The 15,948-nt window shown below is 48.2% G+C and carries 11 protein-coding genes and 1 pseudogene; 4 read left to right on the top strand and 8 right to left on the bottom strand.

Annotation, left to right across the window (positions count from 1 at the left end; all coding sequences use genetic code 11):
* Positions 1-28: 28 nt before the first annotated feature.
* Together QM717_RS06725 and uvrC are read right to left on the bottom strand one after the other, a co-directional pair.
* Complete coding sequence (locus QM717_RS06725; protein WP_415036146.1) at positions 29-2,296, bottom strand: patatin-like phospholipase family protein; 2,268 nt, start codon at positions 2,294-2,296, stop codon at positions 29-31.
* Entirely contained in the window at positions 2,297-4,102 is a 1,806-nt protein-coding gene (gene uvrC, locus QM717_RS06730; protein WP_415036148.1) for an excinuclease ABC subunit UvrC, read from the bottom strand.
* Between the two features lie 125 nt (positions 4,103-4,227).
* Here uvrC and QM717_RS06735 point away from each other — a divergent pair, with 125 nt between their 5' ends.
* Both QM717_RS06735 and QM717_RS06740 read left to right on the top strand, forming a co-directional pair.
* A complete protein-coding gene (locus QM717_RS06735; protein WP_415036150.1) occupies positions 4,228-4,950 on the top strand; it encodes a YqjF family protein in 723 nt (240 codons plus the stop codon).
* 9 nt (positions 4,951-4,959) lie between these two features.
* A complete protein-coding gene (locus QM717_RS06740; protein ID WP_415036152.1) occupies positions 4,960-5,523 on the top strand; it encodes a 5-formyltetrahydrofolate cyclo-ligase in 564 nt (187 codons plus the stop codon).
* Between the two features lie 87 nt (positions 5,524-5,610).
* Here the strand turns inward: QM717_RS06740 and QM717_RS06745 are convergent, their stop codons facing one another.
* From QM717_RS06745 to ileS, 3 genes are all read right to left on the bottom strand, one after another.
* A complete protein-coding gene (locus QM717_RS06745; protein ID WP_415036154.1) occupies positions 5,611-6,249 on the bottom strand; it encodes a lipoprotein signal peptidase in 639 nt (212 codons plus the stop codon).
* A 131-nt stretch (positions 6,250-6,380) separates the two neighbouring features.
* The gene (locus tag QM717_RS06750) at positions 6,381-6,761 is read right to left on the bottom strand and encodes a TraR/DksA family transcriptional regulator (protein ID WP_415036156.1); all 381 of its coding nucleotides are present in this window, start codon (positions 6,759-6,761) and stop codon (positions 6,381-6,383) included.
* Positions 6,762-6,767: 6 nt separating this feature from the next.
* Positions 6,768-10,190, bottom strand: coding sequence for an isoleucine--tRNA ligase (gene ileS, locus QM717_RS06755; protein ID WP_415036158.1), 3,423 nt, complete (start codon positions 10,188-10,190; stop codon positions 6,768-6,770).
* A 192-nt stretch (positions 10,191-10,382) separates the two neighbouring features.
* On the opposite strand from ileS, the gene QM717_RS06760 reads away from it, so the two are divergent.
* Both QM717_RS06760 and QM717_RS06765 read left to right on the top strand, forming a co-directional pair.
* A complete protein-coding gene (locus QM717_RS06760) occupies positions 10,383-11,015 on the top strand; it encodes a Pr6Pr family membrane protein (RefSeq protein ID WP_415036160.1) in 633 nt (210 codons plus the stop codon).
* A gap of 48 nt (positions 11,016-11,063) precedes the next feature.
* Positions 11,064-12,062: a S41 family peptidase gene (locus QM717_RS06765; protein WP_415036162.1), complete on the top strand. Its 999-nt coding sequence runs from the start codon at positions 11,064-11,066 to the stop codon at positions 12,060-12,062.
* Here the strand turns inward: QM717_RS06765 and recO are convergent.
* The 3 genes and pseudogenes from recO to QM717_RS06780 all read right to left on the bottom strand — a co-directional run bounded on the left by recO (position 12,063) and on the right by QM717_RS06780 (position 15,930).
* Positions 12,063-12,777 (bottom strand): annotated as a pseudogene (recO, locus tag QM717_RS06770) (DNA repair protein RecO).
* Between the two features lie 39 nt (positions 12,778-12,816).
* Positions 12,817-15,102, bottom strand: coding sequence for a T9SS type A sorting domain-containing protein (locus QM717_RS06775; RefSeq protein ID WP_415036164.1), 2,286 nt, complete (start codon positions 15,100-15,102; stop codon positions 12,817-12,819).
* A gap of 87 nt (positions 15,103-15,189) precedes the next feature.
* On the bottom strand, positions 15,190-15,930 hold the full coding sequence (locus tag QM717_RS06780; RefSeq protein WP_415036166.1) for a glycosyltransferase family 2 protein: 741 nt from the start codon (positions 15,928-15,930) through the stop codon (positions 15,190-15,192).
* Positions 15,931-15,948 lie beyond the last annotated feature (18 nt).

Raw genomic sequence — 15,948 nt, forward strand, 5'->3', positions numbered from 1 at the left:
CGCTTCATTCTTTTTTCGTCAAGCGGCATTAAAACCAAAACCCGACATTGATCATCACATAGCCTTTGGTGACTTCGGGCGACCAGGAATATTTGACTTCGACCGGCCCCAAAATCGTTTCGAGTCCATAGCCAAAAGCATAGCCCGTCTTCTGGATTTTTGAAATCCAGTGCGCGGTTTCAAACAGGTTGTCCTCAATATTGGCAATGTTGGCCGTAAAGTTCAAATGGTGTTTCTTGAAAATCTCGTAATCGAGCGTCAAGGCCGACTTGATGTAACTGTCGCCCGACATGCTCAGAAAATCATACCCGAGGAAATGCCTGAAATTGTGCGTCATGTTGTAGCCGTAACCGCCCAAAACGAAATCAAAGAACTGGCTGCTCGTCCCACCGATGGCAAATCCGGCCTCGGCTTGTATTTTAGCGGTCGCCTTGCGGAACAGTTTGCGCGCAAAACCCGCATCGCCCTTGGCAATCGAAAACCGCTCGAACGTGTTGGTGTAATCCGAAGAATACAGGTACGTTTGGAAGTCGCCGTTGAAATACCAGCCTTTCTTCGGGAAATATTTGTTGTCGAACGAATCGTATTTGAGGTAACCAAAAAGACTCGCGTAATCGCTGTTTTCAAAAACAGGCGTCGCAGCCTGCAGTGTTTTCGATTTGACCTTGAGGTGGCGCAATTCAAATCCGCCGCCCAAAACGAATTTCTGCACGAATACCGTCTGCACATAAGCCGCATTCGAAAAATCGGAGAAATCGATGTTGATTGTCTTGAGTCCTAGCGCCGTGAGTACGCGCCCTTCGTTGAAATCGGTCTCGACGTTTCGGTTGAAACGGTTGTATTTCGATTTAATCCCAAAGCTCCAATAGAAACCGTTGTCGATGTAATAGTCGAAGTTGTATCGGAAATTGTCGCCCAGGATGACATCCGCCGAAAGAATGTCGTTCTTGAACAATGTTTTCTTTTGGGTGACGTTAACCAAAATTCCGCTTTTGTACAGTCCGTCGTAATGCAGTGCAAACTTGAGGAAAGTGGTGTTTGGATTTTCGGTCAATTCCAGGTGCAGATCATCCGTCCCTTCGGCATTTTTATCAATCGAATACCCGATGGTGCTAAAGTTCTGCGTTGCCGTAATGTTGTCGATCCCAATCTTCAAATCGTTGTAGCTGATCTTGCTTTCCTGCTTGAAACGCAGTTTCCCGATCACATACGAACGCGTGTAATTGTCGAGCGGATTGATCACAATATCCTTGATCGAGAGTGTATCGGTCGCCTTTTGGATGCCGTGGTAAAACGGTCTGGGTTTGCTCGAGACCGCCTTGATTTTTTCAAAAACCGCATAGGCCGCCTCCTCGCCTTTCTTGACGATTTCAGGGCCCATATCGAACGAAATCACGCTGTAATTGCTGATGTCGGGTTTGAGGTAAATGTCGGTCATCTTGACCTTTTCCTTCATTTTCTCGATCATCTGCAAATTCGAGATCTGCCCTAAAATCTTGGTGGCGTCCTGCAGCGATTTCCGGTCCTTCATGTCATCCTGCACATCGACACCGATGATAAAATCGGCCCCGAGTTTTTTGATTTCCTCGACCGGAAAATTATTGGTCACCCCGCCATCGATGAGCCATTTGCCGTCGATTTCGACTGGGGAAAACAAAGTCGGGAACGCGCCGCTGGCAAGCAACGCCTGGGGCAAATATCCTTTGTTGAGCAGCACTTCCTCACCGGTTTCGATGTCGGTCGCCACACACAAAAACGGAATCGGCAGTTGGTTGAAATCGCGCACATGGCGTACCTTGCACGTGAGTTTGTTGAGCAAATTGTAGTTGTACATCCCGCGCGACAAAGCGGTCGGGATGCCGATACGCAATTTGTTGAACGGCAAAGTGATCGCATACATCTCGTCGTTGCGCTTTTCATAAAAATTCTTCGAAGACCTCGGGATGAAATCGCTGAGCAATTCGTCAAAATCGGTATCGTTGAAAATCGAGTCGATCTGCTTGGCATTGTAGCCCGAGGCATACAATCCGCCCACGATTGCGCCCATGCTCGTCCCGCCGATGTAACTGATTTCGACGCCGGCTTCCTCGAGCACCTTCAAAACGCCGATGTGTGCGAAACCTTTGGCGCCGCCACCGCTGAGCACCAGGCCCACTTTGGGTTTCCTGGGCTGCAGGATTGAATCCTGCGCATAGTCGTACTGCGGAAAAAGAAGCAGGCCAATCACCAACAGCCATAAAGCCGTCAACGGGTTTTTAAAAAAACCGCTAGCTGTTTGTTTCTGGCTGCGTATCATCTATTGCTGTGGTTTTGTCTGGTGGTAAAAGTCGGTAATTTTTTTGGCTTTTGAAAGCCCGACGACTTCAGAAATCTCGCTTTGTGTCGCCATTTTCAAACGTTTCACCGATTTGAAATGCTTGATCAGGGTTTGCATCGTTTTTTCGCCGATTCCGGGAATCGATTCGATCGAAGAATTGAGCGCCGATTTACTGCGCTTGTCGCGGTGGAACGTAATCCCAAAACGGTGCGCCTCGTTGCGCAAATGCTGGATCACTTTCAAGGTTTCCGATTTCTTGTCGAGGTACAACGGCACCGGATCGTTCGGATAGAACAATTCTTCCAATCGCTTGGCAATCCCGACAATCGCAATCTTGCCCCGGATGCCGAGCGCGTCGAAGCTTTTGAGCGCCGCCGACAATTGGCCTTTACCGCCGTCGATGATGACGAGTTGCGGCAACGGTTCGTTCTCGTCGAGCAATCGTTTGTAACGTCGGAAAACGATTTCTTCCATCGAGGCGAAATCATTCGGGCCTTCGACGGTCTTGATGTTGAAATGGCGGTAATCTTTCTTGCTCGGCTTGCCGTCCTTGAACACGACGCAGGCCGCGACCGGATTGGTGCCCTGGATGTTCGAGTTGTCGAAACACTCAATGTGGCGCGGTTCCTGTGGCAATCGCAAGTCTTTTTTCATCTGCGCCATGATGCGCGTCGTGTGCCGGTCTGGGTCGACGATCTGCATCTGCTTCATTTGGTCCATGCGGAAATACTTGGCGTTGCGCACCGACAATTCCAAAATTTGTTTCTTGTCGCCGAGTTGCGGCACCGTTACCCTGATGTTTTCGCCGAGATCGATCTCAAAAGGCAAAATGACTTCCTTGGGTTTAAGTTTGAATCGTTCGATGATTTCCACCGCACCGAGCTGGAGCAATTCCTCGTCGGTTTCCTCGAGTTTCTTTTTGAGTTCGAGCGTATGCGAACGGATCACCGAACCGTGCGAAATCTGCAGGAAATTGACATAAGCCGCGGCTTCATCGGATACAATCGAAAAGACATCGACATTGGTGATTTTGGGATTGGCCACCATCGAACGCGACTGGTAATTTTCCAAAACCTCGATTTTGGTCTTGACGATTTGGGCCTTTTCAAACTCCATTTCGGCCGCAAAATGCTGCATCTGTTTTTTGAATTCACGCAAACTGTCCTTGAAATTTCCTTTTAAAATTTCGCGGATCTGGTCGACGTGATTTTGGTAATTCTCCAGAGATTCATGGCCTTCGCAGGGTCCTTTGCAGTTGCCGATGTGGTATTCGAGACACACCTTGAACTTGCCGTTCCGGATGTTGGTCTCGGTCAAATCGTAATTGCAGGTGCGCAGCGGATACAATTCCTTGATCAGGTCCAGAATCGTATGGATCGTCTTGAAATTGGTATAGGGTCCGAAATATTCCGAGCCGTCCTTGATCATTCTTCGCGTTGAAAATATGCGCGAAAAAGGTTCGTTCTTGATGCAAATCCACGGATAGGTCTTGTCGTCGCGCAGCAGCACATTGTAGCGCGGCTGGTGCTGCTTGATCATGTTGTTCTCGAGCAGCAGCGCATCCGATTCGCTTTTGACGACGATGTGTTTGATCGTTACGATTTTCTTGACCATCACACGCGTCCGGCCTACCTCGTGCACTTTGTTGAAATAGGACAACACGCGTTTTTTGAGGTTCTTGGCCTTGCCCACATACAGCAATTTGTCGTCCTTGTCGTAATACTGGTACACACCCGGGCTGTCGGGAAGCGTTTGCAGTTGGAGTTCTAAGGTCGGATTTTGCATGAAACAAATTTAAATAAATTGCCTTTTGAAATTTAGTTATAACTGTGTTAAGACCGAAAGATTTTGGTTACTTTTGGGTTAGTGGAGTTGCAAAGAGGCAAAGTCACCAAGCGACAAAGTTTTTGATGGGTAAAATCGACGATATTTTAAAGCAAAATGCGCATCGGCCTTACGAATTGCCCCACCGAAGCTGGGCTTTTTACCAGCAGTGGAACCATGTGCTGTTTTTCCATTGGTCGGTCGATCCCGAATTGTTGCAACCGATGCTCCCCAAAAACCTCGACTTGGACCTGTTCGACGGCAAAGCCTATGTGTCGCTCGTGCCGTTTTCGATGCAGCAGATCCGTCCAAAATTCCTGCCTGCTTTCCAGCCTGTTTCTGATTTTCACGAGGTCAACATCCGCACTTATGTGATCAAGGACGGTAAACCGGGGGTTTATTTCTTTAACCTCGAAGCCGGGAAAAGTCTTTCTGCTTTTATTTCGCGCCAGCTTTCGGGCATGCCGTACGAGAAAGCCAAAATCGAGCGCAGCCAGGGCAAATATGTATCGTCGAATGCGTTTCGCCATTTTTTTCTCGACATCGAATTTGCGATCAAGGAAAAATGCAATGACAAAACCGAAATCGAAAAATTCCTGACCGAACGCTACGCGGCTTATGTGGACATTAAGGGCAAATTGTTCCGGTACGATATCCACCACAAGGAATGGGAAATCAAAACGGTCGACATTCAGAAATTGCATTTGGATTACCGCTTGCCCGGGCTCGAATTTGCCAAAAAGCAACCCGACCTGATCCATTATTCGGATGGTGTGGAAGTATTGGCCTGGCCAAAAGTCGAAGTTTAACAACAAGCCATGGACAAAAAAGATTTACGCCAACAATACAAAGCCAAACGCGCGGAACTTTCCGAGGAGCAAATCGAGAAGCAAAGCCTCGCCATTGCCAACCAACTGTTGTCGCTGCCGATTTGGGACCGAACCTATTTCCATATTTTTCTGCCGATCGAACACCACAAGGAAGTCAACACCGAATTTATTTTACACTTACTTTCGGGTAAAGACAAGGAAATCGTGGTTTCGAAAAGTGATTTCGAGACACGCGACATGACGCATTTCCTGCTGACCGAAAACACCAAACTCAAGAAAAACAATTACGGCATTCCCGAACCGGTCAATGGATTGGAAGTTCCGGCAAAAACCATCGATGTGGTTTTTGTACCGTTATTGGCGTTTGATGTTTGGGGAAATCGCGTGGGATACGGCAAAGGTTTTTACGATAAATTTTTGGCGAATTGCAAACCGGAAACCGTCAAAATTGGGTTGTCGTTTTTTGAGGCGGTCGATGCGGTGCAGGACGTTTTTGAGAGCGATGTCAAGCTTGATTATTGCGTGACGCCGAAGGAAATCTATATGTTTTAGCCCCGATAGAAGCGGTATCCTTTTGCGGCCGCAGCGTAGCGGAGGTTGTAAAAGATAAAGCGAATAGCGGGAACAGCTCCTAAAAAATTAATCCAAAGTATTTTTAAAAACGGTGTCTTCGCGGTCATACGGTTTCGCGAAGGCTTTCTTGTTGAACACGATCAAAATCCCGACACCGGTCGAGATTGCCATGTCGGCAATGTTGAAAATCGCGTTGAAGAAGGTGAAGGTCTTGCCGCCCCAGAATGGAATCCATTGTGGCAGCGTCGCGTTTTCGATAAAAGGGAAATAGAGCATGTCGACTACTTTTCCGTGGAACCAGGTGCCGTAAGGTCGGTCGGAGAACAAAGTCGCGAGTTGGTGGTTGCTGTGGTCGAAAATCACACCATAGAACACTGAATCGATGATGTTTCCGAAAGCGCCCGCCAAAATGAGCGAAATGGAAACGATCAAATATTTCGAGTAATTTTTCTGTACCGAATCCCAAAGCCAGTAACCGATGGCCGTCACGGCGAGCAACCGGAAAACGGTCAGGAACAATTTGCCATAAGTGCCCGGGATTTTGGTGCCCCAAGCCATGCCTTCATTTTCGATGAACAAGATCCTGAACCAACGTGTCACGCGGATTTCGTGCTCGAGCTCGAAATTGGTTTTGATGTAAATCTTAACCAACTGGTCGACGAGCAAAATGATGAAAATGAGCAAATAGGCTTTACGTAATGACATTCTGTAATAATTTGTGGCGCAAAAATAGGAATTTCCTAAAAAGAAACTCCCAAATATTCCAAAAAAGAAACCCAACTTCTATAAATCTCAAAGACTTACAAAAGTTGGGTTTTAAAGTATTGTTATTTCACTTATCGTTGGAGGTTTTTGGCCTCGATGCTCATCGTTGCGTGTGGAACGATTTTGAGCCTTTCTTTCCCGATCAGTTTTCCGGTGACTTTGCAGATGCCGTAGGTTTTGTTTTCTACCCTGAACAGCGCGTTTTTCAAGTCACGGATGAATTTTTCCTGACGGATCGCGAGCTGTGAGTTCGCTTCCTTCGACATGGTTTCGCTGCCTTCCTCGAACGCTTTGAAGGTGGGCGAAGTATCGTCGGTTCCGTTGTTAAGGTCATTCATATAAGCGCTCTTGATCAAATCCAAATCGGCTTTTGCTTTCTCAATCTTTTTGAGGATAATTTCTTTGAACTCCGCCAGGTCGGCGTCTGAGTATCGTGCAACTTCATCTACCATGTTTGTTTATTTTGAAATTAATATTTTTGTTTTAAGATCGTCGAATTCTATTTCGGTTCCCGAAGGCAGGTTTTCGGCAAATGCGATCGATTCCGTTAACGTTTCCGATTGGATGTAATCTGCATTGGCTGTAATGGCCTCCTTGAGCGGGCCATCTGCCGCCTCGATCTGCACATTGATCTTGTCGGTCACTTCAAAACCCGAATCTTTTCGGATGTTTTGGATCCGGTTGACGAGCTCGCGTGCGATGCCTTCATTCTTGAGTTCTTCGGTCAGCGTGATGTCCAAGGCCACCGTGATATTTCCCGAATTGGCCACGAGCCAACCTTCGATATCCTGCGAGCTTATTTCCACATCCGAAAGTGCTAAAGTTATACTTTTTCCTGATAAATCAATATTAATGACGCCCAAGCGCTCCAATTCTCCGATTTGCTGCGGCGTAAACTCCAGTATTTGCTTGGAAATCAATCCCATATCTTTGCCAAAACGCGGCCCCAAAGTCTTGAAATTCGGCTTGATTTGCTTGACCAAAATACCCGAAGCATCATCCAAAAGTTCGACTTCCTTGACATTTACTTCGGCTTTTATAAGGTCGGAAACCGCCTCGATTTCAGCCTTTTGTTTGGCGTCAAGCACCGGAATCATTACCTTTTGCAAAGGTTGACGTACCTTGATCATTTCCTTCTTGCGCAGTGACAAAACAAGCGATGAAATCGTCTGCGCTTTCTCCATTTTGCTCTCTAACGTTTTATTAACATAATTGTCAACAGATTGCGGGAATTCGGCCAGGTGTACACTGCTGAATTTCTCGGTGTTTGTGGCCTTTACAAGGTCTCTGTACAGGCTGTCCATAAAGAACGGCGCAATCGGCGCACCCAGTTTGGCAACCGTCAAAAGGCAAGTGTAGAGCGTTTGGTAGGCTGCGATTTTGTCCTGCGCGTAATCGCCTTTCCAGAAACGTCTTCTGCACAAACGCACGTACCAGTTCGAGAGGTTTTCCTGTACGAAATCGGAAATCGCGCGCGCGGCTTTGGTCGGTTCGTAATCGGCATAATAACTGTCTACCGCTGCAACCAAAGTGTTCAATTCCGAAATGATCCACTGGTCGATTTCGGGTCTCTCATTGACCGGAATTTCGGCCTCGGTATATTGGAATCCGTCGATGTTCGCGTATAACGCAAAGAACGAGTACGTATTATATAAAGTACCGAAGAATTTGCGACGCACTTCGGCCACCCCTTCGATGTCGAATTTCAAATTGTCCCAAGGGTTGGCATTGGCGATCATGTACCAGCGCGTCGCATCGGGTCCGTACTCGGCCAAGGTCGTGAACGGATCGACGGCATTGCCTAGGCGTTTCGACATTTTTTGTCCGTTTTTGTCGAGCACCAAACCATTCGAGACTACATTTTTATAGGCGATCTTGTCGAAGACCAATGTCCCGATGGCGTGCAACGTATAAAACCAACCGCGCGTCTGGTCGACGCCTTCTGCGATGAAATCGGCCGGAAAATCTTTGTTCGCGTCGATTTTATCTTGGTTTTCGAACGGATAATGCCATTGGGCATACGGCATCGCGCCCGAATCAAACCATACGTCGATCAGGTCGGTTTCGCGTTTCATCGGTTTGCCCGAAGCGGAAACCAGCGTGATCGCATCGACTACGTTTTTGTGCAGATCCACCAAATCATAGTTTGCTTCGCTCATATTTCCGGCCTCGAATCCTTTAAAAGGATTTTCTTTCTGGAAACCGGCCGCGATCGATTTCTCGATTTCATTGTACAATTGCTCGACCGAACCGATGATGATTTCCTCGGTTTTGTCGTCGGTACGCCAGATCGGCAAAGGAATGCCCCAATAACGCGAGCGCGACAGGTTCCAGTCGTTGGCGTTTTTGAGCCAGTTCCCGAAACGGCCTTCGCCCGTGGCTTTGGGTTTCCAGTTGATTTCTTCATTGAGGTCGAACATTCGGTCCTTGACGTCCGAAATCTTGATGAACCACGAATCGAGCGGATAGTACAACAATGGCTCGTCGGTGCGCCACGAATGCGGATAACTGTGGACGTATTTCTCTACTTTGAAGGCTTTGTTTTCTTCCTTGAGTCGGATGGCAATTTCCACATCGACCGATTTTTCGGGTGCGGTGCCGGCATCGTAATACTCGTTCTTGACGTATTTACCAGCCAAATCGCCCATGTGCGGTGTGAATTTTCCTTGCAGATCCACAAGCGGAACAGGAACGCCATTTTCGTCGAGCACTAACATTGGCGGCACTTCTGGCGTGGCTTCTTTGGCCACCTTGGCATCGTCCGCCCCGAAAGTCGGCGCAGTGTGTACGATTCCGGTTCCGTCTTCGGTTGTCACGAAATCGCCTGAAATGACACGGAATGCGTTTTCCGGGTTTTGGTACGGCAATGCATAAGGCAACAATTGGTGGTATTTGATTCCGACCAAATCTTGTCCCTTGGCTTCGGCCACGATGAAAAACGGTATTTTCTTGTCTTCTGGTTTATAGTTTTCGAGTTCGGAAACCTCCGAAACTTCCGCATACTTTCCACCGAACTGTTTGCCTAGCAACGGTTTGGCCAAAATGACATTCATCGGTTCGAACGTGTATTGGTTGAACGTCGACACCAAAACGTAATCGATTTTCGGCCCGACGGTGAGTGCGGTATTCGAGGGCAACGTCCAAGGCGTGGTCGTCCAGGCCAGGAAATAGGTGCTTTCAGATAAATTGCCGACGTTAAAGATTTTAGCGAGCGGAATCAAGTTGTCTTCCAATACCTGGAACTGCGCCACAATCGTCGTATCGGTCACATCGCGGTAACTGCCCGGTTGGTTGACTTCGTGCGAACTCAATCCGGTTCCGGCTTTTGGCGAATACGGTTGGATCGTGTAGCCTTTGTACATCAGCCCTTTGTCGTAAATCTGTTTCAAAAGCCACCAGACCGTTTCCATGTATTTGGATTTGTAGGTCACGTACGGATCGTCCATGTCGACCCAGTAGCCCATTTTTTCGGTCAGGTCGTTCCACACATCGGTGTAGCGCATAACCGTTTTTTTACAGGCTTCGTTGTATTCTTCAATCGAAATGGTCTTGCCGATGTCTTCCTTGGTGATGCCGAGTTCTTTTTCGGTTCCCAATTCTACGGGCAAACCGTGCGTGTCCCAGCCCGCTTTTCGTTTCACCTGGAATCCTTTCTGGGTTTTGTAACGGCAGAAAATATCCTTGATCGCGCGCGCCATCACGTGGTGGATGCCGGGCAATCCGTTGGCCGACGGCGGGCCTTCGAAAAACACATAAGGCGTAGCGCCTTCGCGGGTTTCAACGCTTTTCTCGAATATATTTTCTTTTTTCCAAAATTCAAGGACTTCGGAAGCTACCGTAGGCAGGTCAAGCCCTTTGTATTCAGTAAACTTAGTGTTCATTTGGCCGTTTTGTAAAATCAATCGGCGAAGATAATGAATTTTCGTTTTTGTGCGACAAAACACCATACTTTTCGGTGATGGCGGCATCAATTCTTTTGCGCCACACCAGCACGTCTTTTGGTATTTTTTTGCACGTTGTGTTTTTTATCTTTAGCTTTAACTTTTTGATGGTCAACAGTTAATCTTCGCCTGATGGATCAATCGAAGTCAAAACCTGGATTTTTGCGGTTGCTGGCGGTTGTCGGATGGTTTGCTGTTGCCGTTCAATTTTACCTGATGCTGCAAGCCGGAACTGCACCGGTCATCGAATTGGCCCTTCGTTTTTTGAGCTATTTTACAATCTTGACCAACGCATTGGTGGCCATTAGTTGCACAAGCCTTGGCTGGTTTCCCGGTTCGAGTTGGGGTCGGTATTTTTCAAGCGCCCATAACCAAACTGCAATTGCGGTTTACATCACCGTCGTTTCACTGGTCTACAACACGATTTTGCGTTTCCTCTGGGAGCCTACCGGGTGGCAGCGTCTCGTGGATGAATTGTTGCACTCGGCCATCCCGGTTTTGTATGTGTTGTATTGGTGGATTTTTGTTCGCAGTCGATTCCAATGGACCGCCTTTTTGCCTTGGCTGCGGTATCCGTTGGTTTATTTGGGATTCATCTTGGTGCGTGGCCATTTCTCCGGGTTTTATCCGTATCCATTTACCGACGTGACGCAATTGGGTTATCCATCGGTACTGCTCAATTGTGCAGGCATGACGTTGTTGTTTGTGGCGGTTTCCGTTGTTTTTATTGCCATCGGAAGAACAGCCCCAATCCGCCAAGAGTAACAATTTCCTACCTTTGTTGACCAATGCGTTTGATAAATCAGAATTGACATGAAAAAAATCCTGTTGTTGCTGTGCTTGACCCTTGCCCCATTTGCAAACGCGCAGATTGCCGATTCACTCCAAATGCATCTCGACGAGGCTTTGGGCATCATGAAAAACCATTCGCTTTATGCCCGCAGCATCAATTGGGAAAAAGCCACGCAGCAAGCCTACCAAGAGGCACAAAATGCCAAAAACAAGGCGCAACTTTTCAGCCCGATCGCCAATGTCTACCGGCAACTCGGCGACCACCATGGTTGGTTCCAACAATACGAGGACAAGATCAAATTGACCGACAGCTCGGCCATCAAACGCTATACGCCCGAATTATATGCCGCTTGGAGCAAAGGCCCGAAAGTGGCCACCGCGATGATTGGCAATGTAGCCTACGTACGGATTCCGGGCATGAATGTCTACAACCAAAAACAGATCGATTATTGCGCGAATTGGCTGATCGATTCGTTGGGCAGCCTGGCCTCAAAAAAACCCAAATCCTGGATCATCGATCTGCGGCTCAACAGCGGGGGCAACATCACACCGATGATGGCACCATTGGCGGGATTTTTCAACGACGGATTTCTTTCGTGTTACCTCGACCGAAGCAACAAAGCCACCGAAATCTGTGAAATCCGAAAAGGGATATTTTACAACGATACGGTTCATGCCAATCTGAAGCGATTGCCCGAAAATTTTCAGCGTCAAAAAGTGGCGATCCTAGTCGGCCCCGGAACGGCGAGTTCGGGCGAAGGCGTCGCGTACAACTTCAAATCGCGCAAAAACACCAAGTCATTCGGGCAACCTACGGCTGGGCTTGCCAATTCTACCGAAGGCTTTTTGTTCAATGAAAAGCAAAGTTATTTTCTGCTCACGACTTCTGCCCTGGGCGACCAAAAAAGAAAACCGCAACCCGAGCAATTCACGCCCGATGTTTTAGTAAACGGCAACGAATCGTTCGACCATCCCGCCGATGATGCCTCCGTCAAAAAAGCTTTGGAATGGCTGCGCTGATCAAGAAAAAACTTCCTTCAACACCTCGAGCGACTTGGGTTTCTTGAATCCGTCGAGATGGAAACTGTAGTAATCGATCAGGATTTTGAGCAGTTGCTGTCTTTCGCCGACATGGAACGTCTTTTGGCTGTGGTCGAATTTGAGCGCGAGCAACTTCTTGAGTAAGATTGTTTCGTTTTCCGAAAGCGAACTAATGGCATGAAAATCGGAGAAAACGCCTTCGGTCATTTCAAAAAAAGGCGAATCGATTTCGGATACATCGGGATAAAAACCGAGGTATTTGGTGGCTTCCAAAAGCAAAACCAAATGAAAATTAGCCGTTTCCTCGTGGTTGTCGAGCCAATGCATCGCGGTTTTCGAGAAACAGGAACAATTGTTCGTTTCTTTCTTCTTCGTGGATGGAATGGTGCAGGATTTCGGAAATGAACATTACAATTGTGCTCTTGATTACATCCGAATGAATCGAATGAAAAGGCGTAGCAATCCTAATTTCCTTGAAGTTTTCGAGTGTGCCTTTGTTTTTATGGACAGCCTCGATTTCAAGAATAGTCAGCAGCTGGAAGTAAGCGATTTTCTGCGTCGATTTGGAAGCCGAAAAAGCCCCGCGCACAAAATAAGATTTGAGTCCGTCGGATTGCGTAAAACATTTGACAATCAGGTTCTTGTCCTGGAATTTGAGTGCCGAAATGACAATGGCTTTGGTTTTTACTAACATACGTCAAAGCCTTTAAGACCTTAAACTTTACGACTTAGACTATCTCACGATCATTACTTTCTTGACCTTGGTTTCCCCGCCGTCTTCGGCCGAAATGAAAATCATATAGACGCCCGAAGCGACTTTGTATTTGCCGAATGCGGTCGTGTCCCATTCGATGGTTCCGCCTTCGGAAATCGTTTCAAAAACAAGGTTGCCTTCGATGTCGGCAATTTTGACATTGGCTTTGTCGATGAGTCCACTCACCTTCACCGTGCCGTTGAATTCCGGACGCACCGGATTCGGGTAAACGTATACATTGCTCAGGTTGTCGGCGGCATCGGTCGCGGTTCCCTTGAATGAGACCATCCCTTTTTCGGTGGCGAAAAACACCTCGCCCGTTTTGCCATTGATCGCGATGTCGTTGATGATGTTGCTGGGCAAGGGCGAATTGTCCTTGGTGAAATGATAGATGGTCCGCTGGCCGTTCGGCGAAACCAGGAACACGCCCGAATCGACGGTCCCGATCCATTTGTTGTTCGATCCATCCACCACGATATCACGGATGCTTTGCTCGTACAGCAATTCCTGCGCAAGGTTGTCCTCGATGATGATGATGGCGTCGGTGTTGAGTTGCCCTCCCGACATAAAATTATCGACGCTGGACAATACGCGCAATCCGCTGCGCGTGCCGATCCACAATTGGTTGCGGTTGTCGATGGCCGCCACCTTGGCTTCGATATGCGGCAGGTTCCCGCTTTCGGAACCGTCCTTGATTGTTCTAGCGGGCGGATTGTAGGCTTCGTTGTAACCGATAACGCCTTCATCGCGCGTGACCATCCATTTGGTGCCGTTTTTATCTACGGTCAATCGGCCCAGGTTGAATTCCCCCACATTGGCATACAGTCCCGACATGCTGAAGCCGTTGCCCCATTGGCCGTCGGCGCGCAATACCTTGAGCCCCTTGTCGACCATACTGTTGGTGACCCAAAGGTTCCCATTTTTATCGAATGCCGTGCCGTCGATACGCAAGGTTGCCGGCCCGATTTCATCGAGCGTACTGTTGGCTTCGGTATACAATACCATTGGGGTATTGTTCTCGATCTTGAGCAATCCCGAATGGAACGAACTCACAAAGACCTGGTTTTCATTGTTGGGGTTGGCCGTCACGCGTACCAGCGCCTTGGCGCCAAACAAACTAGCGTACGGAATATCAAGCCAAATGCTGTTGCTGAACTTGCTGACCGGTAGCTCGAGCGGCATCCCGCCTTCATAAGTATACGGGTTGTAGTTTTCGTCGTAACCGCCGTAGACCGCCCAGAGCGCGTTTGGCGTGGCTTCTATAGAAAAAATATTGTTGCGTACCGGGCCGCTGGGCGTCAGGTCTTCGAAGGCAGAAGGCATCAATCCGGTACTGAAAAGTCCGTTTTTGACAGTTCCGATGTAAATCGAATTGCTGACCAAAGTCGCGCAACTGAAAGTCAATCCCGGAATTGCGAGTTCGCTGCTCGTCAAGTGTCTGACTTGGACCAGTCCGCTGTCGTATACATAGATGTGGTTGGCCGTGGTAACAATCAAATGATTCGCGCTGCTCCTGATGTCGACCGCGGTTTCGGGCAAAGCAAGGAAAGGCGCAAAATTGGCGCCCTGGAACCTTTGCAAACCGCCCGTATTGGTGACTGCCATGAGCTCGGTACCGAAAGCCTCCACGCCATTCCAACCGTTGCCGTCAAGCGTCGTCCATTGGTTGTAGTCATTGAGGTTCGGGTTGTTGATGTCGGCCACACGGATTCCGTATCCCGCGGTCGCCGCGTAAATCTTATTGTTGAACACCGTCGTCTGCTTGATGACGATCTGCGCGCCGACGTTGCCGATGAAATAAGTATCGCCGAAGACCAATGTCCGCAGGTTGTACTGTACGATTCCAAAATCGCAAGAAACATACACAATCCCGTCGTGTTCCATGAAATGGTTGACTTTCTTGATGTTGGGCGGCAATTGCTTGTTGATGATGTCGACCACGTTGAGCATGCTGCCGTCGAGGTCGTTGATCACGATCATGAGCCCGTTTTCATAACCCACCAATGTTTTCTTGAAGGTCGGGCTGTGGTAGACGGCCGAGATGGTTTGCCCCGAAAGTCCGTCGATGGTATTGGTGGTTTTGATCTGTCCGGTAAAAACTTCCTTCGAAAACAAGGCATTTTCTGTTGCTGCCACCACCTTGGTCGTCGATTGCGAAAGGTCCTTGACCGAGCGGTAAGAAAAATAGCCCTTCCACAATCTGCTTTGGGAAAAGCCACTTGTCATGGCCAAAAGGGACAGTAAAATCAGCGCATATTTTTTCATCATACAGCAATTGAAGTACAAATATATTAGGAAACGAAATTAAACGGGTTTTCATATGCATAAATTTTTATTTTATGCCAAAACCGGTTATTTGAAAAGCGCAGAACGGTAAATTTTGTGGCGGCTCAGGAAATACTGTACGGAAGTCTTCAGAACGCCGAATCCATATCGGACGCTGCGGCTGAAATTGATCGACGAGGCTTCCTCGAAATATTTGGTCGGGCAGGTGATTTCGGCAATCTCGAATCCGTGGTAGAAAACCTGGGCGAGAAATTGGTTGTCGAACACAAAATCATCCGAATTGTCATTGTACGCAATCTTTTCGAGCACTTTGCGGTCGTAGGCGCGGTAACCCGTGTGGTATTCGGACAATTTCTGGTCCATCAGGATGTTCTGGAACAGGGTCAGGAAACGGTTGGCGACATATTTATACAGCGGCATGCCGCCCGTGATGGCGCCTTTGCCCAAAATGCGCGAACCGATGACCACCGGATAGACTTCATTGGCGATCAAATAACTCATCGAATGGATCAATTTTGGGGTGTATTGGTAATCGGGGTGCAACATGATAATGATGTCCGCACCGAGTTCGAGCGCTTTGTTGTAGCAGGTTTTCTGGTTGCCGCCGTAACCGAGGTTGTGGTCGTGCGTGATGATGTGCCGGATGCCAATTTCGCGTGCCACCTTCAGCGTTTGGTCCGGACTGTGGTCATCGACCAAAATGACTTCATCGACGATGTCGAACGGAATTTCGCTGTAGGTTTGCCGCAAGGTTTTTTCGGCTTTGTAGGCCGGAAGCACCACAATTATTTTCTTGGAAAGGATCATCCGCTGCACTATTTAGAA

Source organism: Flavobacterium sp. (genome assembly GCF_047602195.1).
Lineage (GTDB): Bacteria > Bacteroidota > Bacteroidia > Flavobacteriales > Flavobacteriaceae > Flavobacterium.

Bases quoted from the DNA above. Each gene is read 5' to 3' on its own strand.
- QM717_RS06725 (WP_415036146.1), bottom strand. From the start codon at position 2,296: ATGATACGCAGCCAGAAACAAACAGCTAGCGGTTTTTTTAAAAACCCG.
- uvrC (WP_415036148.1), bottom strand. From the start codon at position 4,102: ATGCAAAATCCGACCTTAGAACTCCAACTGCAAACGCTTCCCGACAGC.
- QM717_RS06735 (WP_415036150.1), top strand. From the start codon at position 4,228: ATGGGTAAAATCGACGATATTTTAAAGCAAAATGCGCATCGGCCTTAC.
- QM717_RS06740 (WP_415036152.1), top strand. From the start codon at position 4,960: ATGGACAAAAAAGATTTACGCCAACAATACAAAGCCAAACGCGCGGAA.
- QM717_RS06745 (WP_415036154.1), bottom strand. From the start codon at position 6,249: ATGTCATTACGTAAAGCCTATTTGCTCATTTTCATCATTTTGCTCGTC.
- QM717_RS06750 (WP_415036156.1), bottom strand. From the start codon at position 6,761: ATGGTAGATGAAGTTGCACGATACTCAGACGCCGACCTGGCGGAGTTC.
- ileS (WP_415036158.1), bottom strand. From the start codon at position 10,190: ATGAACACTAAGTTTACTGAATACAAAGGGCTTGACCTGCCTACGGTA.
- QM717_RS06760 (WP_415036160.1), top strand. From the start codon at position 10,383: ATGGATCAATCGAAGTCAAAACCTGGATTTTTGCGGTTGCTGGCGGTT.
- QM717_RS06765 (WP_415036162.1), top strand. From the start codon at position 11,064: ATGAAAAAAATCCTGTTGTTGCTGTGCTTGACCCTTGCCCCATTTGCA.
- QM717_RS06775 (WP_415036164.1), bottom strand. From the start codon at position 15,102: ATGAAAAAATATGCGCTGATTTTACTGTCCCTTTTGGCCATGACAAGT.
- QM717_RS06780 (WP_415036166.1), bottom strand. From the start codon at position 15,930: ATGATCCTTTCCAAGAAAATAATTGTGGTGCTTCCGGCCTACAAAGCC.